Annotated in this window: 23 protein-coding genes and 2 pseudogenes; 5 read left to right on the forward strand and 20 right to left on the reverse strand. The window is 64.4% G+C overall.

Features of this window, described 5'->3' with window-relative positions; translation table 11 throughout:
- Positions 1–48 precede the first annotated feature (48 nt).
- The 6 genes from NPS46_RS16850 to NPS46_RS16875 all read right to left on the reverse strand — a co-directional run bounded on the left by NPS46_RS16850 (position 49) and on the right by NPS46_RS16875 (position 6,703).
- Complete coding sequence (locus NPS46_RS16850) at positions 49–897, reverse strand: amidohydrolase family protein (protein ID WP_274109070.1); 849 nt, start codon at positions 895–897, stop codon at positions 49–51.
- Positions 894–2,030, reverse strand: a complete 1,137-nt coding sequence (ssuD, locus tag NPS46_RS16855) for an FMNH2-dependent alkanesulfonate monooxygenase (protein WP_274109072.1) — start codon at positions 2,028–2,030, stop codon at positions 894–896. The genes NPS46_RS16850 and ssuD overlap by 4 nt, the downstream gene beginning before the upstream one ends.
- A 67-nt stretch (positions 2,031–2,097) precedes the next feature.
- Positions 2,098–3,198: a sigma-54 interaction domain-containing protein gene (locus tag NPS46_RS16860; RefSeq protein WP_274109074.1), complete on the reverse strand. Its 1,101-nt coding sequence runs from the start codon at positions 3,196–3,198 to the stop codon at positions 2,098–2,100.
- Between the two features lie 9 nt (positions 3,199–3,207).
- Entirely contained in the window at positions 3,208–4,395 is a 1,188-nt protein-coding gene (locus NPS46_RS16865; RefSeq protein ID WP_274109076.1) for an acyl-CoA dehydrogenase family protein, read from the reverse strand.
- A 17-nt stretch (positions 4,396–4,412) separates the two neighbouring features.
- Entirely contained in the window at positions 4,413–4,976 is a 564-nt protein-coding gene (gene msuE / locus NPS46_RS16870) for an FMN reductase (RefSeq protein WP_274109078.1), read from the reverse strand.
- Positions 4,977–5,431: 455 nt separating this feature from the next.
- Complete coding sequence (locus tag NPS46_RS16875) at positions 5,432–6,703, reverse strand: hypothetical protein (protein ID WP_274109555.1); 1,272 nt, start codon at positions 6,701–6,703, stop codon at positions 5,432–5,434.
- Positions 6,704–7,224: 521 nt separating this feature from the next.
- On the opposite strand from NPS46_RS16875, the gene feaR reads away from it, so the two are divergent.
- Positions 7,225–8,172, forward strand: a complete 948-nt coding sequence (gene feaR / locus NPS46_RS16880) for a transcriptional regulator FeaR (protein WP_274109080.1) — start codon at positions 7,225–7,227, stop codon at positions 8,170–8,172.
- Positions 8,173–8,220: 48 nt separating this feature from the next.
- Here the strand turns inward: feaR and NPS46_RS16885 are convergent, their stop codons facing one another.
- The 7 genes from NPS46_RS16885 to NPS46_RS16915 form a co-directional block, all read right to left on the reverse strand.
- The gene (locus NPS46_RS16885) at positions 8,221–8,994 is read right to left on the reverse strand and encodes an SDR family oxidoreductase (protein WP_274109081.1); all 774 of its coding nucleotides are present in this window, start codon (positions 8,992–8,994) and stop codon (positions 8,221–8,223) included.
- Positions 8,994–9,782 carry an SDR family NAD(P)-dependent oxidoreductase gene (locus tag NPS46_RS16890; protein ID WP_274109082.1) on the reverse strand — a complete coding sequence of 263 codons (789 nt, stop codon included), beginning with the start codon at positions 9,780–9,782 and terminating at the stop codon, positions 8,994–8,996. Before NPS46_RS16890 ends, NPS46_RS16885 begins: the two co-directional genes overlap by 1 nt.
- Positions 9,775–10,596 carry a molybdenum cofactor biosynthesis F family protein gene (locus tag NPS46_RS16895; protein ID WP_274109083.1) on the reverse strand — a complete coding sequence of 274 codons (822 nt, stop codon included), beginning with the start codon at positions 10,594–10,596 and terminating at the stop codon, positions 9,775–9,777. Before NPS46_RS16895 ends, NPS46_RS16890 begins: the two co-directional genes overlap by 8 nt.
- Positions 10,597–10,743: 147 nt before the next feature.
- Positions 10,744–11,418: a helix-turn-helix transcriptional regulator gene (locus tag NPS46_RS16900; RefSeq protein ID WP_274109085.1), complete on the reverse strand. Its 675-nt coding sequence runs from the start codon at positions 11,416–11,418 to the stop codon at positions 10,744–10,746.
- Between the two features lie 50 nt (positions 11,419–11,468).
- Complete coding sequence (locus NPS46_RS16905; RefSeq protein ID WP_274109087.1) at positions 11,469–11,834, reverse strand: cupin domain-containing protein; 366 nt, start codon at positions 11,832–11,834, stop codon at positions 11,469–11,471.
- 60 nt (positions 11,835–11,894) lie between these two features.
- Positions 11,895–13,193 (reverse strand): NAD(P)/FAD-dependent oxidoreductase, encoded by a 1,299-nt coding sequence (locus tag NPS46_RS16910; RefSeq protein WP_274109089.1) that lies wholly within the window; start codon positions 13,191–13,193, stop codon positions 11,895–11,897.
- Between the two features lie 129 nt (positions 13,194–13,322).
- Entirely contained in the window at positions 13,323–13,766 is a 444-nt protein-coding gene (locus NPS46_RS16915) for a GlcG/HbpS family heme-binding protein (RefSeq protein ID WP_274109091.1), read from the reverse strand.
- Between the two features lie 641 nt (positions 13,767–14,407).
- Between NPS46_RS16915 and NPS46_RS25420 the strand changes: the two are divergent.
- Both NPS46_RS25420 and NPS46_RS25425 read left to right on the forward strand, forming a co-directional pair.
- Positions 14,408–14,617 (forward strand): annotated as a pseudogene (locus NPS46_RS25420) (PAS domain-containing protein); the annotation flags it as partial.
- Positions 14,618–14,671: 54 nt separating this feature from the next.
- Positions 14,672–14,917 (forward strand): annotated as a pseudogene (locus tag NPS46_RS25425) (methyl-accepting chemotaxis protein); the annotation flags it as partial.
- 94 nt (positions 14,918–15,011) lie between these two features.
- On the opposite strand, the gene NPS46_RS16925 reads toward NPS46_RS25425, so the two are convergent.
- A complete protein-coding gene (locus tag NPS46_RS16925; RefSeq protein ID WP_274109557.1) occupies positions 15,012–16,517 on the reverse strand; it encodes an aldehyde dehydrogenase family protein in 1,506 nt (501 codons plus the stop codon).
- Between the two features lie 341 nt (positions 16,518–16,858).
- On the opposite strand from NPS46_RS16925, the gene NPS46_RS16930 reads away from it, so the two are divergent.
- Positions 16,859–18,358: an APC family permease gene (locus NPS46_RS16930; RefSeq protein ID WP_274109095.1), complete on the forward strand. Its 1,500-nt coding sequence runs from the start codon at positions 16,859–16,861 to the stop codon at positions 18,356–18,358.
- Positions 18,324–18,923, forward strand: a complete 600-nt coding sequence (locus NPS46_RS16935; protein WP_274109097.1) for a DUF3156 family protein — start codon at positions 18,324–18,326, stop codon at positions 18,921–18,923. Before NPS46_RS16930 ends, NPS46_RS16935 begins: the two co-directional genes overlap by 35 nt.
- A gap of 171 nt (positions 18,924–19,094) precedes the next feature.
- On the opposite strand, the gene NPS46_RS16940 is transcribed toward NPS46_RS16935, so the two are convergent.
- The 6 genes from NPS46_RS16940 to hpaE form a co-directional block, all read right to left on the reverse strand.
- A complete protein-coding gene (locus NPS46_RS16940) occupies positions 19,095–20,549 on the reverse strand; it encodes an NAD-dependent succinate-semialdehyde dehydrogenase (RefSeq protein ID WP_274109099.1) in 1,455 nt (484 codons plus the stop codon).
- Positions 20,550–20,597: 48 nt separating this feature from the next.
- Positions 20,598–21,401, reverse strand: a complete 804-nt coding sequence (hpaI, locus tag NPS46_RS16945; protein WP_274109101.1) for a 4-hydroxy-2-oxoheptanedioate aldolase — start codon at positions 21,399–21,401, stop codon at positions 20,598–20,600.
- A gap of 73 nt (positions 21,402–21,474) precedes the next feature.
- Positions 21,475–22,278 carry a 2-oxo-hept-4-ene-1,7-dioate hydratase gene (gene hpaH / locus NPS46_RS16950; protein ID WP_274109104.1) on the reverse strand — a complete coding sequence of 268 codons (804 nt, stop codon included), beginning with the start codon at positions 22,276–22,278 and terminating at the stop codon, positions 21,475–21,477.
- 8 nt (positions 22,279–22,286) lie between these two features.
- The gene (locus NPS46_RS16955; RefSeq protein ID WP_274109106.1) at positions 22,287–22,697 is read right to left on the reverse strand and encodes a 5-carboxymethyl-2-hydroxymuconate isomerase; all 411 of its coding nucleotides are present in this window, start codon (positions 22,695–22,697) and stop codon (positions 22,287–22,289) included.
- 72 nt (positions 22,698–22,769) lie between these two features.
- A complete protein-coding gene (gene hpaD / locus NPS46_RS16960; RefSeq protein ID WP_274109108.1) occupies positions 22,770–23,693 on the reverse strand; it encodes a 3,4-dihydroxyphenylacetate 2,3-dioxygenase in 924 nt (307 codons plus the stop codon).
- 119 nt (positions 23,694–23,812) lie between these two features.
- Positions 23,813–25,273 (reverse strand): 5-carboxymethyl-2-hydroxymuconate semialdehyde dehydrogenase, encoded by a 1,461-nt coding sequence (gene hpaE, locus NPS46_RS16965; RefSeq protein WP_274109110.1) that lies wholly within the window; start codon positions 25,271–25,273, stop codon positions 23,813–23,815.

Consider the following 25,273-nt stretch of genomic DNA (forward strand, 5'->3'; position numbering starts at 1 on the left):
CGGAGGCGCCTTTGTTGGCTGTGCTACTGCTTGAGCGATGACTGCGTTTCAGCCCAGGCCGAACAGGCGTGCGGCATTGCCATGGAAAAACTTCTCCACGACGGCATCATTGAAGCCGAGGCGCTGGGCATCCTCGATGCTTTGGCGGATCGGGCGGAAGGTATAGGACGAACCAAACAGCAACTGCTCGCCCAGGTAGCTGTTGGCCGCCTGCACATAGCCCTCGCTGCCGGGCAGGAACAGGTACATATCCGGCACCAGGTGGATGTTCGCGTAGCGGAACGCCACGCCCAGCGCCTGCTGCACATTGGGCCAGTAGCCGTGGTAGACGACAATCTGCAAGTCGGGAAAGGCCCGCGCCACGGCAGCCAGGGGAGCCGGGTCGTTGTAATGCGGATTGGGCGTAGTCGGCCCGCTCATCAGGAACAGCGGGATGCGTCGCCGTTGCAGGTGCTCATAGATCGGCCAGTACAGGGCGTCGTCGGGATGCCGCGCCGGTTCGGCAAAGCCCGGTTCCAGGTCGATCCCGACGAGCCCGAGCTCGTCCACCGCGTGGTCGATTTGCTGCAGTGCGGCCTCGACGCCTTGCAACGCCGGATCGACAGCGCCGATACCGAGCAACTCGTCATAGCCGTCGACGATGCTGTGAATCTGCTCATTGGGCAGGTGCTGGCCCGGTGTATGGCGGCCGACCACCACCGCCTTGTGCAAACCGGCCTCGCGCACTTCGCTGAGAAAACCCGGCAGATCCAGCGAGCGCTCGAAGTGATTGTCCGGCCCGCGCGTGCCGACCCGGCGATTGAGCCAGCGCGCGGTGGCATGCTCCGGCGAGCCTGGTTCGGCCCCGAAAAACGGGTGCAGAAAGGCTGGACGGCAGCGCATATCGATCACCTTCATGCGGCGCTCTCCGTGGTGCGTCCGGCGCGGATATCGAAGGCGCCGCCGGTGAAGGAACCATCCACGGTGACCTTGCCCTTGCCGGGCAGAAGCGGAAACACCAGCTCGGCAAAGCGGTAGGCCTCTTCCAGATGCGGGTAGCCGGAGAGCACGAAGCTGTCCACGCCCAGCGCGGCGTATTCGAGCAGGCGTGCGGCCACGGTTTGCGGATCGCCGACCAGTGCCGTACCGGCGCCGCCGCGCACCAGGCCCACCCCGGCCCACAGATTGGGGGCGACTTCCAGTTGGTCGCGGCGCCCGCCATGCAGGGCGGCCATGCGCCGCTGCCCTTCGGAATCCATGCTGGCGTAGTTGGCCTGGGCGGCCGCGATAGTGGCGTCATCCAGGTGGCTGATCAGTTCGTCGGCGGCGGCCCAGGCCGCTTCGTTGGTTTCGCGCACAATCACGTGCAGGCGCACGCCGAAGCGCACGGTACGCCCATAGGTGGCGGCACGCGCGCGGACATCGGCAATCTTCTGCGCCACGGCGGCTGGCGGCTCGCCCCAGGTCAGGTAGGCATCGACGTGCTTGGCGGCCAGGTCGTGGGCCGCGGGCGAGGAACCGCCGAAATACAGTGGCGGATAGGGTTTCTGCACCGGGGGGAAGAAGTTCTGCGCGCCCCGCACCTTGAGGTGCTCGCCTTCGAAGTCGACGGTTTCGCCCTGCAGCAGGCGACGCCAGATCCCGAGAAATTCGTCGGACGCCTGGTAGCGCTCGTCATGCTTGAGGAACACGCCATCAGCTTCTAGCTCCGTGGCATCGCCGCCGGGGACCACATTGAGCAGCAGGCGCCCGCCGCTGGCCTGGTCCAGGCTGGCGGCCTGGCGCGCAGAGGCGGTGGGGTTGCCCAGGGACGTGCGCAGGGCCACCAGCAGCTTGATGCGCTGGGTCACCGGCACCAGGCTAGCGGCGGTGACCCAGGGGTCCAGGCAGCTGGCACCGGTGGGAATCAGCAGGCCGTCGTAGCCCAGTTGCTCGGCGGCCACGGCGATCTGGCGCATATAGGCATTGGTCGCCGGACGACCGCTGGCCGAATGGCCCAGGTAGCGGGTGTCGCCGGAGGTAGGCAGGAACCAGAAAATATCGAGACTCACAGTGTTTTCCTCAAAAGCCTTCGTCGAGGGCGCTCGTTGGCGCCCGTGGGTGCACGCGAGGCAGTGTTCAAATCGACAGGTTGATCACCCGATGCCCCTGGGCGCTTTGTCCCGGACGGCGCTTGTTGACCATCAGCTCGCCGATACGGATCAGGTGCGCCCGGGTGATGTTGCGCGACAGCCCGAGCAGGCTGGCGGTGTGTACCTGGTTGTGATGGCAGAACTGATACGCCGCACGCAGCAGGGTGTCCTGGACCTTCTCGTGCAGCGCGCCGCTCTGTTCCTCGAACAACTTGTCGAAGGCGCGTTGCAGCAACGCTTCGGCGGTTTCCTCGCGGGGCCGCTCGTCGTTTTCGCGGGCGATGCGCAGGTTGGACAGGTGCAGGTTTTCCGCCCGGATCAGGCGGTCGCGGCAGATCAGCAGGGTGTGGTGAATAACGTTTTCCAGCTCGCGGATATTGCCCGGCCAGTCGTAGCGCGCGAGGCGCTGGGTGGCGCCCTCGTCGAGGCTGACATCCTGGTAGCCGAGCCGGCGGCTGTACTCGTTGATGAAGTGACGGGCCAGCGGCAGGATATCGCCCGGGCGGTCGCGCAACGGGTGCAACTGCAGGCTGACCACGTTCAGGCGGTAGTAGAGGTCTTCGCGAAAGTGCCCGGCATTGATCGCTTTTTCCAGGTGCACATTGGTCGCCGCCAACACCCGTACATTGATCGGGATGCTTTTGCGCGAGCCCAGGCGGACCACTTCGCGCTCCTGCAACACGCGTAGCAGCTTGACCTGGATCGGCATCGGCAGGTCACCGATCTCGTCGAGAAACAGCGTGCCGCCATTGGCTTCCTCAAACCACCCGGCCTTGGCCGCCAGGGCTCCGGTAAAGGCGCCTTTTTCATGGCCAAACAGCTCGGCCTCCACCAGGGTTTCCGAGAAGGCGCCGCAGTTGACGGCCATAAATGGCCCGTTGCGTCGCCCGCTCAGATTGTGGATATGGCGTGCCACCAGCTCCTTGCCCGTGCCAGTCTCGCCGATGATCAGCACGCTGGCTTCGCTGGGCGCGACCTGTTGCACGTGGGCGAGCAGCGCCTGGGATCGCGGGTCTTCGAAGACCTGGGCGGTGGCCCGGATCGAGGTGGCGAGTGTGGGTGACGGGGGCAGGGTCAGCAGTTGCATGGGCGTGCCTTAGGAGTAGAAAGACGGGGTAGGGCGCTTGCCATTGAGCGCCCACTCGCCCAGTTCATGGATGCGGTAGTCCACCGGATCATGCAGGGTCTGGGTTCTCAGGTTGCGCCAGTGGCGGTCGAAACGCAGTGAAGCGTGGGTGGCGCGGGCGCCGGTGACCTCGAAGAGCCGGTTGCAGATATCCAGGCCATGACGGGTGGCCGCAACCTTGGCCGTGCCGATGGACAGCGCCAGTTGCGCGCGCTCTTCACTGCTCAATTCCTCGGCCTTGGCCCAGGCCGCATCGAGCTGGGCAGTGGCCCGGTCGATCAGCAGGCGCACGCTTTCCAGGCCGACCCAGAACTCGCCGTAGTGACGCAGCACATAGGGGTCTTCACTGCTCTGGCTGGCGCCGGAACGGAACCACGGACGGCTCTCCTTGAGCGTGTAATTGCGTGCCTCCTCGAAGGCCCCTTCGGCGATGCCGAGGAACATATTGGAGAAGTGCAGTTGTGCGATCAGCGGGCGCAAGCCGGCGAACGGCGTGCTCAGCGGGCCGGGGTCGAGCAGCAGCTCGCTGTGCTCCACGCGCACCCGCTCGAAGGTGGCGCTGCCGCTGTCGGTCTGGCGCTGGCCGATATTGTTCCAGTCACCGTGCAGAGTGATGCCGGAGCGGCCGCTGGGAATGGCGGCGATCAACAGCTTGCCGCCGGCGCGTTCGTCGATGGCCGAAGCGATCAGCATCTGCGAGTCGCTGGCGCCGGAACAGAAGCTCTTTTGCCCGGAGAATTCGTACCAGCCCTCGAACGTGCGCATCACGGTGCGGGTGTCCAGCGGGTTCAGCGCATTGCCCCAGAACCAGTTCTTGCGGGCCGTCTGTTCGAACCAGGGTTGCCACTGCTCGGGGCGTGAGAACAGGCGTACGGTGGCGAGCATCAGGTGGTGAAAGCCAAACACGTGGGCGATGGAGCTGTCGACGCGGGCGAATTCGCGAATCACCTCGAAGGTCTCGCTCCAGCTGGCGCCCAGGCCGCCGTACTGGCGCGGGATGGTCAAGGCCAGCAGGCCGCTGGCGCGCAGGGCATCACGCTCGGCCTTGGGCGTGCCGCCGCGGGCGTCGCGCTCGACGGCCGTTTCGGCGAAGGTCTGCGCCAACAGGCGGGCGGTCTGGAGCGGTGTCGCCTGGGCGGGATGAAGATGAACACTCATGGGGGCTTCCTTGCTCGTCAGGCGGTCTTGCGCAGGGCGCGGGCGGAGTCGGCGAATAGCGCGGCAGCACGCTCTGCGGCCAGGCGGATGCGCGTGTTCAGCGCCTCGCTATGGATGCGGTAGTCGAGGAAGTCGCCCTGGCTGGCGTAGACGCCGATGGGCAGCGTCAGCGCCTGGAGAAAGCTGAACAGGGGGCGCAACTGGTGATCGAGCACCAGCGCATGGCGCTCACTGCCGCCGGTGGCCGCCAGCAGCACGGGCGTATCGACCAATGCGTCCTGTCCGATCAGGTCGAACAGATGCTTGAAGTGACCGGGAAAGCTGCCGCGATACACCGGCGACGTCACCACCAGCAGATCGGCGCTTTCAATGCGTTGCAGCTGCTGCTCGACTTCGGCCGGCAGCTCCGAGCGCCAGAGCGCGGCCCCCAGAGGGCGGGCGATATCGCCCAACTCGATCAGGTGGGTCCTGGCTGGCAGGAGGTTGCCCAGCTCGGCCAGGATCGATTCGGTCAGCGCCAGGGTGCGTGAGGGGCGACCCGTGCCGCCGGAAAGGGCGACGACGTTCAAAGGTGTGCTCATTTCAGGTAGTCCTGTTGTTTGGTGCAAGGAGTACAGGTCTCTGAGCAATTGTTGTGCCTATGATTTAAATCGTTATAAATCAATTGCTTGAGTGTTTTTAATGGCGTCTTCAGCTGTTGATGTCCGGGCGCTCTGCTGATTCGCTGTTGCTCTGCGGTCACTGGCGCGAATGTTCGGGCGCCAACAGCACGGCAGTGGTCACTGGCCATTCGGGCAGCTGTTGGACAGTTATAAGTAAGTTTTAATATTTCTAAAAATACTAACTAGAAATATTTAAGTAACTAATAGGTATAAGAAGAGGCGACTGATAACGGAGCGTTGCAGGCATTTGGCGTCTTGCCTTGCCCGTTGCGAGCAGGCTGCCATTGCCGCTGGGGGCAGGCGGGCAGGTCGAGGCCTGCCGTTGGCGGTAAAAAACGACGCAGCGAGCTGCGTCGTGGGGGTCGAGTCAGGGGTTAGAAGGGCACTGCCACGGTCAGTTGGCTGTAGACGTTGGTGCCATGGCCACCGACCTGGTTGCCACCGGTGTTTTCATCCTTTTTCGGTTGGTAGAGGCCGACCAGCGGGCTGATGATCAGGTGCTCGCTAACGGCCCATTCGGCGTACAGGTCCAGCTCGCGGGCATCGAGGTTCAATGTGCTGCGCTTGTGCAGGGTATTGAAGTCGAAGTACAGCGCGCCGAGGGTCAGGTTTTCCAGGGGCGTGGCCTTGAGGCCGACATGGTGGATGGCCGTGTTGCTGTTGAACGGCCCGGCGTAGTTGGAGGCGACTTCACCCTGGAACCAGGTGCCGTAGCCCGAGCTGAAACCGTTGAACAGCGAGTCCCAGCCTTGGGAGTAGCGGCTGTAGCGGTAGGTGACCTTGGGTGACCAAGGGGCATCGGCGAAGGTATAGCCGGCCTCGCCGTACCAGGCTTTTTCAGTGCCAGCGTCCTTGTCTTCCCAGGCGTATTCGAAACCGAAACTGGCATTTTCAATGCCCGCATCGCCTTCACCGCGCAGGCTGTAGACATTCATGCCGTCACGTTCCTTCTGGAAGTCACTGGCCCATTGCTCGGTGACGCCCAGCCCGTGAATCCAGGTCAGGCCCAGGGTGCCTGCTGTCCCGGTGTAGTCCAGGGTCCCGGCGGCCAGTTCGGTTTCGGCCTGGGCGCGGTTGTCGGACTTGAGCCAGAACACGCTGCCATGGAGGCCGTCCTGGCCGCCCAGGCGCAGCAGCGCGGTGCGGTCGAAGGCATGGCGTGCGGCAATGTAATAGGCACCGCCCCGATTGAGCGCGCCATCGGCCGGGCCCTTGCCGAGGTTGGGGCCGTCGTCGTTGATCAGGAAACCACTGCCGACTTTGATCACCTGGCGGCCAAAGGAGGCATCCACGCCATCTTTGCCCAGCACCGGGAACAGGTCGCCAGAGCGCCAGCCCAGGAACGCGTCCTCGATCTTGGTCGTGCGCTCCGAGCCGTCGGTATTGCCGCCTGCATCGCCATCGCCCCAGGTGGCCGAACTGACTAGGTTGAACGTGCCATAGGCCGTACCCGCGCCCGCCAGGCCCTGGTCGCCGCTGATGCCGTACTTGATAAAGCCTTCGCGCCAGCTCGATCCGCCCGGTGTGCCGTCGTAGTTCTTGCGGCTGTTCATCGCGCCGAACACCGCGAGCAGATCGGCGTTCAGGTGGGTGTCATCGTCGGCATAGAGTTCGTAGGCGCTGGCGGCTTGGCTGGTGACCAGCATGGCGATGCTCAGGCCGATGGCCTGGGATAGTGCTAGAACACGGGTGGATGGCCCCATGAAAGATCGCTCCCTGTTGCAGATAGTGGAAAGCCGGAACTTCTGTGGCTCCGGGACAACGCCGCAGGCAATGCGCAACGCTTGCGCAGGGCGTGGCGGTATTAGTCACATCGGCGGGCGGGGCACGTCTTGTCGATGGCTGCCACTGCCTTGATCGGCGCAGCCAGAAATGGCCTATGGGGCGCCGATGTCAGCCAGTGACAAGGACGGTGGCAGGCAGGGGCAAAGGTGTCGGTCGCCTTGTTCCGGTGCCCGGTGCGGGGAAGTGCACCGAGAGGGCGCGAAGCGGCGGTCGAGAGCGTCCCGTGCCCGACAGCGATGCTGGCTAAACCGTGAATATATTCTCGAATTAAATGCTGGTATCCAAATTGCAGTACTGCACGCCTTGGAGTCATTGTTGCGCCTATATGGATAACATGTTAACTATCTAGCGACAAAAACAAACTGCATCCACGGAGGTGCATATGAATGCTCAAAGCGTGGCACATGACGGTCTGGAAGGATGGCGTGCTTCCCTACAGGCCATTTGTGGTCAGTTCGAGACCCAGATGGCGTTCAATCGATCCCTGTTTATCGGAGAGATTTCGCTGCAATGCCATGCTGGTCTGCCGATGGCACACCTGCGCACCAATGCCGGGCTGATTGCCCGCGAGTCGATCAAGCCGGATCACGACAATGACCAGAGCTGTTTTCTGGTCAGCCAGCGCAGTGGCTGCTCGCAGATCAGCCAAAACGGAACGACGATCCAACTGGCCCCTGGCGAGCTGCTGCTGATGGACTCAGTGGGCTCCTGCGAGATCACGCCGTTCGGGCTGATCGAGCATGCCTCGCTGTCCCTGCCCCGCAATGAAGTGGACCGCGTGCTCAAGCGCGGCAAGTTCGGCAAGGTCAGCGCCACCAGCTCCAGCGGCAAGATGCTGCATGTGCTGGTCGATCAACTGTGCCGCGAACCCCAGGGCGCTCATGACGATGGTGAGGAAAGCGAAGCGTTGCGCAGCGCCTTTATCGCCCTATTGGCACCGGCCTTGACGGACGCGTCCAGGGAGCAGCCCAAGGCTGAGTTGATGCAGGGCAGCAACCTGCGCAGCTATGTGCAGCAGGTCATTGAAGAGTCCCTGGCCCAGCCTAACCTCACGCCCGTGGGCCTGGCGACACGCCTGAATATTTCCGTACGACACCTCTACCGTCTGTTCGAAGAGCAGGATGACAGCGTGTGCCGTTACATCCAGCGCACGCGCCTGCAACGCAGCGCGGATGACCTGGCCAATCCTTTCCACCGCAGTGAGTCGATCACCTCCATCGCCTACAAATGGGGCTTTACTGACTCGGCGCATTTCAGTCGCGCGTTCAAGAAGCACTTCGAGCGTTCGCCCAAGGACTACCGCGCCAATGCCCTGGGGCAAACGGCCTAGGCGCGGCGACCTGTCCTTCTTCAGACGCAGGACAGGTCGCCGTTACGTTCAGCCCTGCAGCGTGGCCAGGGTTTCCGGCAGGGTGACCCCGCCATCGACGATCAGGGTCTGGCCGGTGATGTAGCGTGCCTTGTCCGAGGCCAGAAACAGCATCGCTTCGGCAATGTCCCGGGGCTCACCCAAGCGCCCCAGGGGCACGGCGCTGGCGATGCGGGCAGTGAGCGCGGGATCGCCGAGGTTGGCCATGGCCGGGGTGGCAATCATCCCGGGTTCGACGCCGTTGACCCGTACGCCATAGGGCGCCAGCTCCAGGGCCGCGCTGCGGATAAAGCCATTGACCCCGGCCTTGGAGGCCGCGTAGTGGCTTAACCCCGGATACGCGACGCGCGGCCCGGTGACCGAGGAGGTCACCAGCAGGACACCCGCGCCCTGGCGCTGGAACAGCGGCAAGGCGCCCTGGGCCAGCCAGAACAGCGCCGCCAGATTGACCGCCAGGGTGCGCTCCAGCAGGGGCGGGCTGATGGCGGTAAAGGGCGTGAGCGGAAAATAGGCGGCGTTGTGCACCAGGATATCGAGGCGCTCCATTGCTGCGAGCAGCGCGAAGATCGCCTCGTGGTCAGCCAGGTCCAGGGTCACGGCCCTGGCCTGGCAACCCCGGGCACGCAACTCGTCGACCAGGGCCTGGGCCGGGGCCAGGTTGAGGTCGACGATCACCACCTGTGCCCCCCGGGTGGCGAAGCCTTCGGCAATGGCCCGGCCGATGCCTTGGGCGCCGCCGGTGACCAGCACGGTCTTGTCGATGAAATCCAGGCCTGTGTCCATCAACTGCTCCCCAGGGCGCTGTATGCCAGGGTAGGCACATCGACAATGCTCGACCCGCCATCGGCGACGATGGCCGCGCCGGTGATGATTGCTGCCTGTGCGCTGATCAGAAAGCGGCAGACACTGGCGATTTCCACGGCGCTGGCCGGGCGGCGCAGCGGTACGTCGGCACAGACCCGGGCATAGGCGGCGTCGAGGTCGCCGCCGTAGTGCTCCATGAGCGGGCGCATTTCTGCATCGGCCATCGGTGTGCGCACCCAGCCCGGACACACGCAATTGACCCTGACACCTTGCGGGCCATAGTCGCGGGCCAGTGAACGATTGAGGCCGAGCAGGGCGTGCTTGGCGGTGGTGTAAGCACACACCTGCGGCCCTGCCGCCAGCGAGGCGATGGAGCCCAGCAAAACCACGCTGCCGCGCCGTTCGATCAGCATCGGCAGGCAGGCGCGGGCACTCTGGAACGCGCTGTCGAGGTTGCTGCGCAGCGCCGCCTGCCAGGTCTCGTCGCAGGTCTGGGTGGCACTGCCCAGGCCATGCCCGCCCGCGCAGGCGAGCAGGGCATCGATGCCGCCGAAGCGGGCCTTGATCCGTTCGATAAAGCCGACCCAGGTCGCGCTGTCGGCGGCGTCGCCGACCAGGACCAGGCCACCGGTCTCGGCGGCGACGCGTTGCAGAGGTTCGGCGCGACGGCCGATCAGTACCAGATTGGCACCTTCAGCGGCCAGTTGCCGGGCGCAGGCCTCGCCGATACCCGTGCCGGCGCCGGTAATGACCACGGTTTTACTCATCGCCGTGCTCCGTGCGATTGAGCAGGTCGCAGTAGGACGACACCGCGAAGTTGGACAAGGCCTCGAAGCCTTCGCCGGCATAGCCGAAGATCTTGCCGTCGCTGCGATGCTGCTGCAGGTCGATCATCACCAGGCCGAGGGTCGGGACGATTTTCTCGCGCCAGACAAACAGGTACAGCGCGTCGGCGATCTTGTAGTAGTGGCAGCGGTCGGTGTCGCACAGGCCCTGCTCGACGCCCTTGAGGCATTGCCAGCTGTAGTACTGGTCGTTGAGGTAGATATGTTCATAGACCTCGGTGGGGCTGTAGCGGTAACGGTTGCGCATGCCGACCAGTTCGCGGGTCGGGGCATGGGGGCAGGCGCCGTCGTGCCATGGCCGGTCCAGGCTGCCCTGCAGAAACCGCGCCTGTACGCCGGTCAGTGCCTTGCCCGCCAGCGCACGGCGGTACAGGCCTTCGTCGAGGTCGGCGGCGCTCGGCAGCGTGCCGATCACGGCGGTGAAGGATTGGCTGAGGGTGTCCAGCACCAGGCTGATCGACCAGGCCTGGCCGTCTTCGTGCTTGATAAAGTCGACCAGGTAGATGCCTGGGCGTACCGACGTCGCGCGGTACGCTGCGCTGCCGCTGGAGTGGCCATCGGCGGCCAGCCAGTGCACCTGTTCGGCGTCGAAGCGGTGGGCGATTTCCCAGCCGTTCTCAAAGCGCAGGCTGAACTGCTTGCCGTCCAGCTCGGCCAGGTTGGGCAGGATAAACGCGTGGGGTGTGAAACCCTCGGCGAGGGCGCCTACGGTGATCCAGTCGGAGGAGGTGCTCATGGGGGGCTTCTCGTGGGTTAACGGAAGACTCAGTGTGTGGCGACGCAAACACCACGGGTATCAACCGGATGGTTGAGGCGCGAAGGTGAGTCAGCACCGGGGGGAGCTTGTCTGTCGTCACGGCCTGCCGCGAAGCATTGCCCAGCCTTAGCGCGGGTGGAGAAACAGCGCCGTCACCAGTTCGGTGCGATTGCTGACGCCGACCTTGCGAAACAGGTTGAGCAGGTGGGTCTTGATGGTGGGCAGGCCGAGATCGAGGTGCCGTGCCAGCAGCTTGTTGCTGGCACCGTCACGCAGCAGCAGGGCGATCTCCCGTTCACGTTGGGTCAGGCGGTCGAAGGTTTGCGCCGGGGGGCTGCCGATCCTGGGCACGGCCAGTTGCATCAGCCCGTGCAGGGGCAGCAGATTGGCCAGGTCCTGGCGGCTGAATGGGCCGAGTTCGCCGTGGCGCAGCAGGGAGATCCCGGCAGCGGGTTGGCGGTCCACCAGGGCAATGATTTCCACCACGTCGACCACCGAATGCCGGCGCAGAAACCTGCGGTATTCGCGATGACTGCTGTCTGCCTGACGCGCCATGGCCGCGTGCAGCGACACCACCGGCAATCCGCTGTCCAGGCAGGCGGCTGGCGTCAGCGGGTCCAGGTGGCGATAGTGCGTGAGGTAGGCGGTGTGCATCGGTGCCTGCATGCCAAGCAACTGGAAGTCGACGGCCTGCAACTGTGGGTCGATACGGTAGAAGACGGCCAGCGAGGCGGGGACGAAATGGCTGAAGGTGCGCAGACATTGTTGGCCGAAGGCACCGATTGGCGAAAGCTCGTGCATGGCAGGCTCCGCGAAGGTTGGGCAACGGCGCGAACCGCTGCCCGTGTCCATCAGGCTACGGCGTAGTAGTGCTTGACGAAGCTGTCGCTGACGACTTCCCACAGCACCGGCGTGCCTTTGGTCACGAACCAGCTGTCGCCGGCCTTGAAACGGCTGGTCTGGCCGCTCGACTCGTCGGTCAGCACGACTTCGCCGGTGACCACTGTAGCTTGCTCGTTGAAGGGGTAGACCATGCGGAACTTGCCCTGGGTGGTGCCAAAGTAGGCGGCGCTGACCGGATCGGTCGGGGCGCCGGCGGTCATTTTGCCGAAGCATTTGACTTCGCCTTCGAGGATCTCGGAGCCGAGGTCGGCAACGGTGCCCCAGGCATCCAGCTGGTCGAGGGTGATGCCGTTCTTGATGGCGGTAAGGGACATGGCAGTGACTCCTGATGAGTGGAAAAGTGAACGGGTGGAAGAGGGCGGTAAGGCCTATGTTCAGCGGCGCCCGGACCAATAGCCGGACAACTGGTGCCAGCTCTTGCCGCCGGTGAGCAGCAGGGGCGCGATGTGATCCTTGCCGATGATGGTGCCGCGCTTGACCGAACTGACCAGGTCGTAGCGGGCCGAGCCCTCGCTCATGCCCTCGGCCAGGACCTTGCAGATGATGTGGCTGGGAGTGACGCCAAAGCCTGAGTAACCTTGCACGAAGAAGGCGTTGGGCCGTCCGGGCAGGCTGCCGATCTGCGGGAACAGGTTGGCGCTCGTCGCCATGGGGCCGCCCCAGGCCAGGTCGATCTTCACGTCCTTGAGGTACGGGAAGATCTTGAGCATCAGGTTGCGGTTCCAGGCCTTGAGGTCGCTGGGAATGTGCTCGATAAACGGTGTGGCCGCGCCGAACAGCAGGCGGTTCTCGTTTGTGACCCGGTAGTAGTCGATGACCGGGCGGATATCGCTGTAGGCGCCGCGGATCGGGCTGATGCGCTGGATCATTTCGTCCGACAACGGCTCGGTCATCATCTGGAACGCATAGGTGTTGATGGTGGAGCGGTGCAGTTCCGGCTCCAGCTTGTTGAGGAAGCTGTCGCAGGCCCACAGCAGCTTGCTGGCCTTGACCGAGCCCTTGCCGGTGCGCACGGTGATGCGCTCGCCGTACTGCACTTCAAGCGCGGGGCTGTATTCGAAGATCTTGACGCCCAGGCCGGCCAGCGCCTTGGCTTCGCCGAGCAGCAGGTTGAGCGAGTGCACATGCCCGCCGCCCATGTGCAGCAGGGCGCTGCTGTAGGCATTGGAGCCGATGATCTGCTGCACGTCGGAGCCGCCGAGAAAGCGGATTTCATGGGGCGAGCCCAGGGACTTGAACTCTTTTTCCCAACTGCGCAGGGTTTTTTCCTGGCGGGCGTTGAAGCCCATGTAGCCGTAGCCGTGGCAGAAGTCGGCATCGATGGCGTATTTGGCGATACGGCCCTTGATGATATCGGCGCCCATGTCGCTGATTTCGAAGATCTGCCGCAGGCCGTCCTCGCCGACGTCTTTCTTGATCTTCTGCAGGTCGTGGCCGATGCCGGCCATGATCTGCCCACCGTTGCGCCCGGTCCCACCGAAGCCCAGGTAGCGGGCTTCCAGTACGACAATGTTGGTGATGCCCTTTTCAGCCAGCTCCAGCGCGGTGTTGATACCAGAGAAACCACCGCCAATCACCACGACATCGGCTTCCAGGTCCTCATGCAACGAGGGGAAGCTGAGATCGTACTTCTTGGTGGCCGTGTAGTAGGTGGGTGTCTCGATATTGATCATAAATGCAGCCTGGCATCAAAGTGAGGAAGACCTGCGGATGACGGATATTAGCCCCGGTACGGTGGGCACAGTCTTGTCCCTGTCTGCCGAGGCTCTTGACCCGGGCTGACAGGCCCAGGGCAGAGGTCTTCAGTCCGCGCCCAGCAGCTGCGCCACCCGCGCGACAGCGGCCAGGGCGCATGCGCCATCGAGGGCTTCGCTGGCGCCGGAAATGCCGATGGCGCCAATCACCGTGTGCTCATGGCGTAGTGGTTCGCCCCCACCAAACAGGGCCATGCCCGGTTGCAACGCCAGGCCCTGGCGGACGGCGGGTGAACACTGCTCCAGGCGGGCTTGCCAGGCGCTGGTGGCGATGCCGAAGCCAACGGCGGTGCGGGCCTTGTTCAAGGCGATATCGCGACTCTGCAGGGGCGCACCGTCCATATGGGCCATATGCACCAACTGGCCAGCGGCATCGACCAGGGCGATGCTCACCGTCACGGGCTCGGCCTTGGCCCGTGCCAGCGCTGCCTGCAAGGCCTGCATCGCGAGTTCCAGGGAAAGGCTGGTTTGTTGCCTGAGCAGGGCGTTCATGGGCGCAAGGTTCCTGGGAGATAGAACGGCAGATAATGAATAAGTTAATGAGTGCCTGCAATACGGCCGCGCCGTGCCGGGTGCGGCATGCACAGACAAGGCCCTTGGCAGTCGTGTGCAAGCGATCGGGCGCCATTTAGCGTCATATCCGGGCATCGATTTGATAGCCAAACGGTGCGCACATGTTTCTGAATCGTAGGGAATGGGCCCCAGAGTTGACCGCGATCCTGGCGCGAATCCGCCAGGGCGTTGACTCGGGTGCCGGCCAGTCTGCGGTACTCAAGCGCCACCCTGCGCTGGTGGCAGCGCTGGAAGCCTTGCTGCAGGAGAACCAGCGGCAAGCGCAGCGCCTGGACGAAGCGCAGGAGCGCGTTGCCGAGCTATTGCAGGCGGGCGAGCGACAGCAGGGGCAGTTGGGCGAGCTGCAGGCGCGTCACCAGGGGGCGCTCCAGCACAACGCGGCGCTGCAAGCCGAGATCGAGCGCCAGGGTTGCACCGCCGCCGAGCATGCCCGGGAAGCGCACATCTGGGAGTTGATCCAGTCGACGCTGACCGAGGGCGTCTGGGATATCAGTGTGGTGCAGGGTGAGATCCAGAACCCGGGCAGCCGGATGCGTATCTCCAACCAGTTCCGGACGCTGATGGGCTACAGCCAGCAGGAGTTGCCGGACGGCTGGGACGCGCAGGTGAGCATCACTCACCCCGACGACCTGGCGGGCATCATGGCGGTATTCGACCGTGAGATCGGCAGCGCAGGCGGCAGTGGCGAATATGCCTTCGAGTACCGGATGCGCCACAAGCAACGCGGCTATATCTGGTGTCGCGAACGCGGGCGAGCCTTGCGCAACGAGCGGGGGCAACTGACGCGGGTGCTGGGGGCCGTGCGCGATATCAGTGATGAACGATCCGCCTTGCAGAGCCATGAGCAGGCCGTGCAGCGCAGCGAGGAAACCTACGCGCAGATCGCTACGGTGGTCGCAGTGATCAAGACCATTGCCGAGCAGACCAATCTGCTGGCGCTCAATGCGGCCATCGAGGCGGCGCGGGCCGGGGAGGTCGGGCGCGGATTTTCGGTGGTCGCCGATGAGGTCAAAAAGCTGGCCGCCAGCACCCGCCAGGCCACCGAGCAGATCCAGGGCATGCTGCATCAGCACCCGAAAAAGTGAGGCCCGCCTGGTGCTGCGTCGCAGGGCCTGGTGTACAGCATGACAAGGTGCGCGGCCAATGCCCGCGCACCCAGACGCCTCAATAGGTGATGCACACCGATTTGGTTTCGGTGAAGCCTTCGATGGCGGCCTTGCCGAACTCGCGGCCCATGCCTGATTGCTTGTAGCCACCGAACGGCATGTTCGGGTCGACCGGCACATGGTTGTTGACCCAGACGGTGCCGGCTTCGATGCGCGGAATCAGGTCCATTACCCGGCCCAGGTCGTTGCTCCAGATACTCGCGGTCAGGCCGTAGCGGCTGTCGTTGACCATTTCCAGGGCCTGTTCGACGTCGTCGAACGAGAGCACCGAGAGCACCGGACCAAAGATTTCCTCGCGCACCGAGGTCATGCTCTGCTCGACATGGCTCAGCACCGTCGGCTGGACGAAATAGCCCGCCAGGTCGGGTTTGCCGCCGCCGGTGCAGAACGTTGCGCCTTCCTGGCGGGCAATCTGCAGGTAGCGCAGTACGCTGTCCTGTTGCTTGCGTGAAACCAGGGGGTTGATCTGCGCCTGGGGATCCATGCCGGCGCCAATGCTGAGGCTGGCGACCTGGCTGCTCAGGGCTTCGACAAAGTCCTGGTAGCGGCTGGCATGAACGTACAGGCGCGAGGCGGCGGCGCAGACCTGGCCCTGGTTGAGCAAGCCACCGCCGATGGCGCCCGCCACAGCTTTTTCCAGATCGGCATCGGCGAGCACCAGCATCGGGTTCTTGCCGCCGAGCTCCAGGGTGAAGCGGGTCATATTGTGCAGCGCCGCCACGCCGACCTGCTTGCCGACAGCGGTGGAACCGGTGAACGAGACCTTGTTCACCAGCGGGTGCGCGACCAGGGCGGCACCGGCCTGCGCGCCGTTGCCGATCAGTACGTTGAACACCCCGGCCGGCACGCCGGCCTCGATGGCCAATTCGGCCAGGCGCAGCGCGGTCAGCGGGGTTTCATCGGCCGGCTTGATGATAATGGTGTTGCCGCAGGCCAGCGCCGGCATGATCTTCCACAAGGCGATCATCATCGGGAAGTTCCACGGCACGATACCGGCGATCACCCCGGCCGGTTCACGGCGGGTATAGGCATTGAAACGCGCCCCGGCCGGCATGGGAATCGACACATCCAGGGTCTGGCCCTCGATCTTGGTCGCCCAGCCGGCCATGTAGCGCATGTAGCTGAGCGAGGCCCCGACTTCCACCGCCCGGGCCAGGTGGATCGATTTGCCCTGGTTGAGGGTTTCCAGCTGGGCCAGCTCTTCGCCGTGGGCTTCGACGCGGTCGGCGAAGCGCAGCAGGATCCGCTCGCGCTCGGCCGGGGCCAGGCGGCTCCAGATACCTGATTTGAAGGCCCGTTGGGCGCACTGGACAATGGCCTCTACCTGGGCGGTATCGGCGTGGACGGTCGTGCTCAGTACGCGGTCATCCGCCGGATTGCGCAGTTCGAAGCGGCTGCCATGGGCGGGCAGGTGCTGTGTCCCCTCGATAAACGAGGCATGGGTTCGCGAGATGAAGGCTTCGACGTTTGGCAGTGTCGTGGTCAGGGAGGACGTCACGGGCAGCTCCTGAAACTGGGCAGGTTGAAAGGTCGCCGGGGCGAGAGTTCTTCAGCATAGGGAGCGCGTCAGCGGCCTGCTTGACTGTGCCTGCCAGGGCGACTTGACCCTGCTTGCTTGGGGCGGTACGTGCTTTTGTGCGTCTGTCAGGGACATGCAACTGGGCTGGCAGGGAGGGGCAAGACGCTCCGTCGGGGTAAGCGCACTGTTGCCTGGCTGTCCGTCAGTACGCCTGTGCGTGATCGGATAGAGTGGGGGCTGGTGACCGGCCCCGAGATCCCGCTCACGGCGCCGCCAGAGTGCCGAGAGTTCTAATAACTAAAAATCTGCTTTCGAGGTCCACGACAATGTCGATCAACGATAGGCTCAACGCGCACCTGACCCGCGGGTCGGTGGGGTTTCCCACGGCGCTCGCCAGCACCATTGGCCTGATCATGGCCAGCCCGGTGATTCTCACCGCGACCATGGGGTTTGGCATTGGCGGCAGCGCCTTTGCCATCGCCATGCTGATTGCCCTGGTGATGATGCTGGCGCAGTCGACCACGTTCGCCGAGGCCGCCTCGATGCTGCCGACTACGGGCTCGGTGTATGACTACATCTCCTGCGGCATGGGGCGTTTCTTTGCGATTACCGGGACCATTTCCGCCTACCTGATCGTGCATGTCTTTGCCGGTACGGCCGAGACCATCCTGTCGGGTGTCATGGCCCTGGTGAACTTCGAACACCTCAATACCCTGGCCGAATCCGCTGGCGGTTCGTGGTTGCTCGGCGTCGGGTTCGTGATTGTCTTCGGGATCCTCAACTCCTTTGGCGTGAGCGTGTTCGGCAAGGCCGAGGTGATCCTGACCTTCGGTATGTGGACGACCCTGATGGTCTTCGGCGTCCTGGGTTTGCTGGCGGCGCCTGCGGTGGAGTTGCAGGGCTGGTTTGGCGAGTCCCTGGTCGGCACTGACCTGGTCACGACCTTGTCGCTGGTCGGGATGGCGATGTTCATGTTTGTCGGCTGCGAGTTCGTCACGCCGCTGGCACCGGATCTGCGCAACTCCCACAAAACCATGCCGCGGGCCATGGCCCTGGGCCTGGTCGGCGTAGCGTCGTGCATGTTCATCTATGGCGCGGCGATGAGCCGCCAGGTCGAAAACGTGTTGCTCGACGAAGCCACGGGTGTGCATCTGCTGGACACGCCGATGGCCATCCCGCACTTCGCCCAGCAAGTGATGGGTGATATCGGTCCGCTCTGGCTGGGTATCGGTTTCCTGTTCGCCGGCGCGGCGACCATCAACACGCTGATGGCGGGTGTACCTCGCATCATGTACGGCATGGCCGTGGACGGTGCGTTGCCGAAAATCTTTACCTACCTGCATCCACGCTACAAGACGCCGCTGGTGTGCATTGCGGTCGCCATGCTGATTCCCTGCCTGCATGCGGCGTACCTGGGCGGCAACGCCGACCATATCGTGCCGCTGATCCTGGCGGCGGTCTGCGCATGGGGTACGGCCTATCTGCTGGTGACCTTGTCGGTGGTGCTGCTGCGCATTCGCCGTCCGGACCTGCAACGGGCCTATAAATCGCCGTTTTTCCCGCTGCCGCAAATCGTTTCCAGCGCCGGCATCCTGACCGGCATGTGGTTTATCGCCCCGCCGGGCATGGAACGCAGCGAGATCTACATACCGTTTGCGATCATGCTTGGCCTGACCGCCGCCTATGCGCTGTTCTGGACCCTGGTGGTTCAGAAGGTCAATCCTTTCCGGCCGGTGCCGGCCGAGGAGATCCTGGCCAACGAATTCAGTCACGAACCGGGTATCCATAGCCATGACGCCTATTACAGTGCTTCGAAGCCTGTCTGATCGGTTCATCCGCCAACGCCAACCCTCGGGCTATCGCCCGGGGGAAACCCTGGCGCATGTGCGGCGCAATTTCGGGGGGCTGAGTTTCGAGGCCCTGGAGCCTACCCGGGGGCGGTTCGCTGCCGCCGACGGGCTGTTCTTCGAGGCGCAGGAGCGCACGCACAGTGAACTGCTGATGCACCTGGTACTGACCGATTTCGTGTTGCAGGTGCCGTCGCGTGAGGTGGGGGCGTTGCAGATAGAGTTGCGCCATACCGGCGCGGTCCGGCGCACGGGGCTGACCTGCAAGCGCCGCGCAGGTGAGGCGGCCGCGCTGGCGGCGCTGGAAGCCGCGTTGCTGCATGACCAACCCTTGTGCACGGCGCTGATGCCGCTGGACTTCAAGCGCCTGGTCATCGAGCGTGGCGAGGCGGGCGGCTGGACCGTCAGCCTGGAGCATATGGGGGCCAGTGAAGTGGTCAATCGCATGCCCAGTTTCCGTCGCTACATTCGCCTCGACGATCGGCAGCGCGATGGCTTGCTCCAGTCGTTGAGCGCCTTGCAACGGATTCTGCAGACCCTCTGAGCCGAGCGTGCAGCGCATACCGGGCCGCCCCTTGCGGTTGGCCGGGCTACGCTCGGTTATCCCTCTACCCTTTAGCTGTCTTGCTGGCCACGGCCGAGCGGTGGAGAGGGTGTACGGCCCATAAAAAAGGCCCCGTTCAGGGGCCAGATAATCCGGGGGAGGGGGCGGTGGTCACTGGATGCCCAGGCACAGGTATTTTTGCTCGATATAGTCGTCGATACCGTACTTGGAGCCTTCGCGGCCCAGGCCGGACTGCTTGATCCCGCCAAAGGGCGCGACCTCGGTGGAGATCAGCCCTTCATTGACCCCGACCATGCCGTACTCCAGGGCTTCACTGACGCGCCAGGCGCGGCTCAGGTCGCGGGTATAGAGATAGGATGCCAGGCCGAACTCGGTGTCATTGGCCATGGCAATGGCCTGTTCTTCGGTGTCGAAGCGAAAGATCGGTGCCAGCGGGCCGAACGTTTCCTCGCGGGCGACCTGCATGAGCGAGGTGACATCGCCGAGCACGGTCGGCTCGAAAAAGCCGCCGCCCAGGGCATGGGGCTTGCCCCCGGCCAGGATCCTGGCGCCCTTGCTTACCGCATCGCGGATATGCTCCTGCACCTTGGCCACGGCCTTGGCATTGATCAGCGGGCCCTGTTGCGCGCCTTCGTCGTCCGCCGGGGCAACTTTCAGGGCATTGACCGCCGCCGCTAGGCGGCGGCTGAATGCGTCGTAGATGCCGTTCTGCACCAGCAGGCGGTTGGTGCAGACGCAGGTTTGCCCGCTGTTGCGAAACTTGGAGCCCAGGGCGCCTTCCACGGCAGCGTCCAGGTCGGCGTCGTCAAACACAATAAAGGGCGCGTTGCCGCCCAGTTCCAGGCTGACTTTCTTGATGGTCTGGGCACATTGGGCCATCAGCAATTTGCCGATGCCGGTCGAGCCGGTAAACGACAGCTTCTGCACGTCCGGGTTGCTGGTTAGCTCGCCACCTATGGCCGGGGCGTCGTCCCCTGTGACGATATTCAAGACCCCGGGTGCCAGGCCGGCCTGCTCGCCGAGTACGGCCAGGGCCAGGGCCGACAGCGGGGTTTCCGCTGCGGGCTTGAGTACCACCGTGCAACCGGCGGCCAGGGCTGGGCCGACCTTGCGGGTAATCATCGCGTTGGGGAAGTTCCACGGGGTGATGGCCGCCACCACGCCAATCGCTTGCTTGGTCACCAGCAGACGCCGGCCTGGCTTGTCGTGGGGAATCACGTCGCCATAGACGCGCTTGGCTTCTTCGGCGAACCACTCGATAAAGCTGGCGCCGTAGGCGATTTCGCCACGGCTCTCGGCCAGGGGCTTGCCCTGTTCCCAACTGAGCAGGCGAGCGAGGTCTTCCTGATTGGCCAGGATCAGGTCGTACCAGGTGCGCAGGATCTGGCTGCGTTCCTTGGCGGTCTTCGCGCGCCACGCGGGCAGGGCGGCCTTGGCGGCGGCAATGGCCCGGGCGGTTTCCGCCTGGCCCAGGGCGGCGACGTGGGTGATGAGCTGGTCATTGGCCGGGTTGGTCACGGCAAAGCGCGCGCCATTATCCGCATCGACCCAGCGACCGTCGATATAGGCCTGTTGGCGCAGCAGGTGGAGATCGGTGAGCTTCATAAGGTTCTCGGCAGATAAGGGGGGGGACGTGCGATGGACCCACGGGGGTCAGTAAACCCCGCCACCTGAGCTGGCCGGCGCCGGGGTGTCCTTGAAGGCCCCGACCAGGGTCTGCAGGCCGCGCATCAGCACGGTGGTGTCGACGCCCACGGCGACGAACCGCGCGCCCAGTTCGATATAGCGTCGGGCCAGGCTCTGGTCGGCACTGAGAATCCCGGCGGCCTTGCCGGCCTGGGTGATCCGCACAATGGCCTCCTCGATGGCGGCCTGAACGTCAGGGTGACCCGGGTTACCGCGATGACCCATGGAGGCGCTCAGGTCGGCCGGGCCGATAAACACCCCGTCGACGCCTTCCACCGCGACGATTTCATCGAGCTTGGCCAGGCCGTCGAGGTTTTCGATCTGCACCAGCAGGCACATCTGCTCATCGGCCTGGTCGAGGTAGCCGGGAATGCTGTTCCAGCGCGACGCGCGGGCCAGGGCGCTGCCGACCCCACGGATACCGCGCGGCGGATAGTGGATGGCACGCACCAGCTCACGGGCCTGTTCGGCGCTTTCGACCATGGGCACCAGCAGGGTCTGGGCGCCGATATCGAGGACCTGCTTGATCAGCGCGGTATCGCCGATCACCGGGCGGATCACCGGCTGTGAGGCGTAGGGCGCCACGGCCTGCAATTGGCCCAGCAGGCCGCGCAGGTCATTGGGCGCGTGCTCGCCATCGATCAGCAGCCAGTCGAAACCGGCATTGGCTGCCAGTTCGGCGCAGTAGGCGTCGGCCAGACCCAGCCACAGGCCGATCTGCGCCTGGTCGGACTTGAGGCGTTGCTTGAAGGTGTTGATGGGCATTTGCATGGGAAGCTCCTCGGCCGGGTGCGGGCGTTTTTCAGCCCGGCACCCGGGCATCACGTGGCGTGTTCGGGCGGGCCTAGACGAAACGGCAGGCGATGCTGCCGAGCATGTCGTAGTCGACGTGGAAGGTGTCGCCGGGGTTGGCCGCGACCGGACGGGTAAACGAGCCGCCCAGGATGATTTGCCCGGGTTCCAGCGTGACGCCGTAGGGCGCCAGCTTGTTGGCCAGCCAGGCCACGCCTTTGGCCGGGTGGTTGAGGACGGCGGCGGATACCCCGGACTCCTCGATCACGCCGTTGCGGTAGAGCACGGCCGGGACCTTGCGCAGGTCGATCTCGGTCGGGCGCACGGCCCGCCCGCCCATGACCACGCCGGCATTGGCGGCGTTGTCGGAAATGGTGTCGAACACCTTGCGGGTGGCCTTGGTGTCCGGGTCGACCTGCTGGATGCGTGCGTCGATGATTTCCAGGGCCGGGATCACCCATTCGGTGGCATCGAGCACATCGAACACCGTGACGTTGGGGCCCCTGAGCGGTTTGCCGAGGATAAAGGCCAGTTCCACTTCCACCCGCGGCACGATAAAGCGCTCGAAGGGAATATCGGTGCCTTCGTCGAAAAACATGTCGTCGAGCAGGGCGCCGTAGTCCGGCTCGCTGATATTGGAGGAGACCTGCATGGCGCGGGAGGTCAGGCCGATTTTGTGGCCGACCAGCCGGCGCCCGTCCCGGATCTTCTGTGCGACCCAGGCGCGCTGGATGGCGTAGGCGTCCTCGATGGTGATTTCAGGGTGGTCGAGGGAGAACTGGCGCACCTGGATCCGCGAACGTTCGGCGGCGTCGAGGCGGGCGGCGGCCTGCTGGATAAAAGCGGCGTCAAGCATGTGAAACCTCAGGAAGTCTTGTTGAAAAGGGGGTGCAGGCTGCTGTGTTTGCCGTCGTAGACCTGGCCGGGCGCTTCGTCGATCTGCAGGGTGATGCCTGTGGGGTGCTGTTGGACCAGCCCGTCGAGCCGACTGCGCAAGACGGCCAGCAGGTTGTCGCCGACGGCCTTGTGCACGGCGGCGCTACGGCCTGCGCCCATGCGCAGGTTGGCGTAGAGAAACCGGTAGTCGCCCTGGCCATCGGCCACGGCACTGTGCGCCGCGGGGTAGGCCAGGACACGGGTGCCGCCGGTGGGGAACACGGCTTTGCCGCTCTCGTCGCGCTGCGCCAGCATGGTGTCGGCCAGGGCACGGCACAGGCCGGTCATATCGGCCTGTTGTTCCAGTTCCGGGGTGTAGAGCAGTACCAGGTGAGGCATGGTGGCTATCCTGCTGGGTGTCCGGTACCGGCGCGGGCCGGGCAAGGGCGCCGCGTCGGTGTCGGGCGTGGGTCAGATTCGGCCGGCGTAGGCGACGCCTGTCGGGTTGGAGGCCTGGGCCGGAGGAAGGCTGCTGCCATCCTGGGGCGTGACCGGGAACACGGCGTTGATTTGCCCGGTGCCGGAGGCGGCGAAGTAGGGTGTCAGGACCTCGGCCCTGGCGTCGTACTTCGACCAGCCGAGGGCACCCAGCAGCATGGCGGTGTCATGCATGAAGCCTTCGCCGTGGCCCTTGGCCGCGTACTCCGGCAACATGGCGCAGAAGGTTTCCCACTCGGCGTTTTCCCACATCTGGATCACCCGCTCGTCGAGGCTTTCGAGGAACGGGCTCCAGATCTTGGTGGCGAACTCGGGGGCCTGGCCGTTCTGGGCAAACCGGTGGGACAGCGAGCCGCTGGCCAGGAACGCCACGGTGCCGTCGTAGTGTTCTTCTACCGCCTGGCGCATGGCCCAGCCGAGGCGGGCGCTGTCGTTCAGAAAGTGCGAGGTGCACAGCGCCGAGACCGAAATCACTTTGAAATGCTGATCGGCGTTCATGTAGCGCATCGGCACCAGGGTGCCGTATTCCGGCGCCAGGGTCGTGGCGTCGTGGGCCATGGTTTCCACGCCGAAGGCGTTGCAGGCATCGCTGAGGATCTTGCCCAGGGCCGGGTTGCCGGGGAACTCATACTCCATGTTGCTGATGAAGTGCGGCAGTTCGTTACTGGTGTACAGCCCCTTGAAGTGCGGGCTGCTGTTGATGTGGTAGTTGGCATTCACCAGCCAGTGGGTATCGAACACCACGATGGTGTCGACGCCCAGTTCGCGGCAACGCCGGCTGATTTCGAGATGACCGTCGATGGCCGCCTTGCGAAAGCCCTGGCGCGGGCCGGGCAGTTCGGACAGGTACATCGATGGAACGTGGGTGACTTTGGCAGCCAGAGCGAGTGTGCCCATGGTCTTTCTCCTAGCGTGGCCCCGGGGGGCCTGGGTTCTTGTGATTGGTCTGCACGCAGGAAACTGGCGACCCGGACCGGGTTTATAAACCCGGTCGGGTCACTCATGCGAGCCGAACGTCACACGCCCCAGCGCGGGATGTGGTGGCTGCCCATGGAAATGCACACGTTCTTGATTTCCGCGAACACTTCAAAGCTGTACTGGCCGCCTTCACGGCCGGTGCCCGAGCCTTTCACACCGCCGAATGGCTGGCGCAGGTCCCGCACGTTCTGGCTGTTGATAAAGACCATGCCGGCCTCGATGCCACGGGCCAGGCGATGGGCCTTGCCGATGTCCTGGGTCCAGATATAGGACGCCAGGCCGTACTCGGTGTCGTTGGCCAGGCGCAGGGCCTCGGCTTCGTCCTTGAACTTGATCAGGCAGACCACCGGGCCGAAGATTTCTTCCTGGGCGATGCGCATCCGGTTGTCGACGTCGGCGAACACGGTCGGCTGGATAAACTGCCCCTTGGCCAGGTGCGCCGGCAGGTTGGCCGGGCGTTCGAGGCCACCGGCCAACAGGGTGGCGCCTTCTTCGATGCCAATCTTGATATAGCCGGTGACCTTGTCGTAGTGGGCCTGGGTAATCATGGAGCCGACCTGGGTTTTCGGGTCGGTTGGATCACCCACGATCAGGCGCTTGGCACGGGCGGCGAACTCGGCGACAAACTGGTCGTAGACGGTTTCCTGGATAAAAATCCGGCTGCCGGCGGTGCAGCGCTCGCCGTTCAGGGAGAAGATGGTGAACAGGGCAGCATCCAGGGCACGATCGAGGTCGGCATCGTCGAAGATCAGCACCGGCGACTTGCCGCCCAGTTCCATGGAGTACTTTTTCAGGCCGGCGGTCTGCATGATCTTGCGCCCGGTGGCGGTGCCGCCGGTAAACGAGATGGCCCGTACATCGGCGTGACGCACCAGCGCGTCGCCAGCCGTCGCGCCATAGCCCTGGACCACGTTGAGCACGCCAGGCGGAATGCCGGCTTCCAGGGCCAGACGGCCCAGCTCGTTGGCGGTCAGGGGCGACAATTCACTCATTTTCAGTACGGCGGTGTTGCCCAGGGCCAGGCAGGGCGCGGTCTTCCAGGTGGCCGTCATAAACGGCACGTTCCACGGCGAGACCAGGCCGCATACGCCGACCGGCTGGTACAGGGTGTAGTTGAGCATCTGGTCGTCGACCGGATAGCTGTGGCCGTCCATGCGTGTGCAGACTTCGGCGAAGAAGTCGAAGTTGTGCGAGGCCCGGGGAATCAGCACGTTCTTGGTCTGGTGGATCGGCAGGCCGGTATCCAGGGTTTCCAGTTCGGCAAGGTGGGGCACGTTCTGCTCGATCAGCTCACCGAGCTTGCGCATCAGCCTGGCGCGCTCCTTGGCCGGGGTGTTGGCCCACTTCGGGAAGGCTTCCTTGGCGGCCGCGACCGCCAGGTTGATTTCCTCTGCACCGCCGCTGGCGACTTCGCCGATGGCCTCGCCGGTGGCCGGGTTGTAATTGGTAAAGGTGTCGCGGCTCTCGACTTCCTTGCCGTTGATCCAGTGCTTGATCAT

The sequence above is a fragment of the Pseudomonas putida genome, from assembly GCF_028682395.1.
Lineage (GTDB): Bacteria > Pseudomonadota > Gammaproteobacteria > Pseudomonadales > Pseudomonadaceae > Aquipseudomonas > Aquipseudomonas putida_AB.

Bases quoted from the DNA above. Each gene is read 5' to 3' on its own strand.
- msuE (WP_274109078.1), bottom strand. From the start codon at position 4,976: ATGAGCACACCTTTGAACGTCGTCGCCCTTTCCGGCGGCACGGGTCGC.
- NPS46_RS16850 (WP_274109070.1), bottom strand. From the start codon at position 897: ATGAAGGTGATCGATATGCGCTGCCGTCCAGCCTTTCTGCACCCGTTT.
- NPS46_RS16955 (WP_274109106.1), bottom strand. From the start codon at position 22,697: ATGCCTCACCTGGTACTGCTCTACACCCCGGAACTGGAACAACAGGCC.
- feaR (WP_274109080.1), top strand. From the start codon at position 7,225: ATGAATGCTCAAAGCGTGGCACATGACGGTCTGGAAGGATGGCGTGCT.
- NPS46_RS16935 (WP_274109097.1), top strand. From the start codon at position 18,324: ATGACGCCTATTACAGTGCTTCGAAGCCTGTCTGATCGGTTCATCCGC.
- NPS46_RS16905 (WP_274109087.1), bottom strand. From the start codon at position 11,834: ATGTCCCTTACCGCCATCAAGAACGGCATCACCCTCGACCAGCTGGAT.
- hpaE (WP_274109110.1), bottom strand. From the start codon at position 25,273: ATGATCAAGCACTGGATCAACGGCAAGGAAGTCGAGAGCCGCGACACC.
- hpaI (WP_274109101.1), bottom strand. From the start codon at position 21,401: ATGCAAATGCCCATCAACACCTTCAAGCAACGCCTCAAGTCCGACCAG.
- NPS46_RS16865 (WP_274109076.1), bottom strand. From the start codon at position 4,395: ATGAGTGTTCATCTTCATCCCGCCCAGGCGACACCGCTCCAGACCGCC.
- NPS46_RS16895 (WP_274109083.1), bottom strand. From the start codon at position 10,596: ATGAGCACCTCCTCCGACTGGATCACCGTAGGCGCCCTCGCCGAGGGT.
- hpaD (WP_274109108.1), bottom strand. From the start codon at position 23,693: ATGGGCACACTCGCTCTGGCTGCCAAAGTCACCCACGTTCCATCGATG.
- NPS46_RS16860 (WP_274109074.1), bottom strand. From the start codon at position 3,198: ATGCAACTGCTGACCCTGCCCCCGTCACCCACACTCGCCACCTCGATC.
- NPS46_RS16940 (WP_274109099.1), bottom strand. From the start codon at position 20,549: ATGAAGCTCACCGATCTCCACCTGCTGCGCCAACAGGCCTATATCGAC.
- NPS46_RS16875 (WP_274109555.1), bottom strand. From the start codon at position 6,703: ATGCTGGTCACCAGCCAAGCCGCCAGCGCCTACGAACTCTATGCCGAC.
- NPS46_RS16885 (WP_274109081.1), bottom strand. From the start codon at position 8,994: ATGGACACAGGCCTGGATTTCATCGACAAGACCGTGCTGGTCACCGGC.
- NPS46_RS16890 (WP_274109082.1), bottom strand. From the start codon at position 9,782: ATGAGTAAAACCGTGGTCATTACCGGCGCCGGCACGGGTATCGGCGAG.
- NPS46_RS16915 (WP_274109091.1), bottom strand. From the start codon at position 13,766: ATGAACGCCCTGCTCAGGCAACAAACCAGCCTTTCCCTGGAACTCGCG.
- NPS46_RS16930 (WP_274109095.1), top strand. From the start codon at position 16,859: ATGTCGATCAACGATAGGCTCAACGCGCACCTGACCCGCGGGTCGGTG.
- NPS46_RS16910 (WP_274109089.1), bottom strand. From the start codon at position 13,193: ATGATCAATATCGAGACACCCACCTACTACACGGCCACCAAGAAGTAC.
- hpaH (WP_274109104.1), bottom strand. From the start codon at position 22,278: ATGCTTGACGCCGCTTTTATCCAGCAGGCCGCCGCCCGCCTCGACGCC.
- NPS46_RS16900 (WP_274109085.1), bottom strand. From the start codon at position 11,418: ATGCACGAGCTTTCGCCAATCGGTGCCTTCGGCCAACAATGTCTGCGC.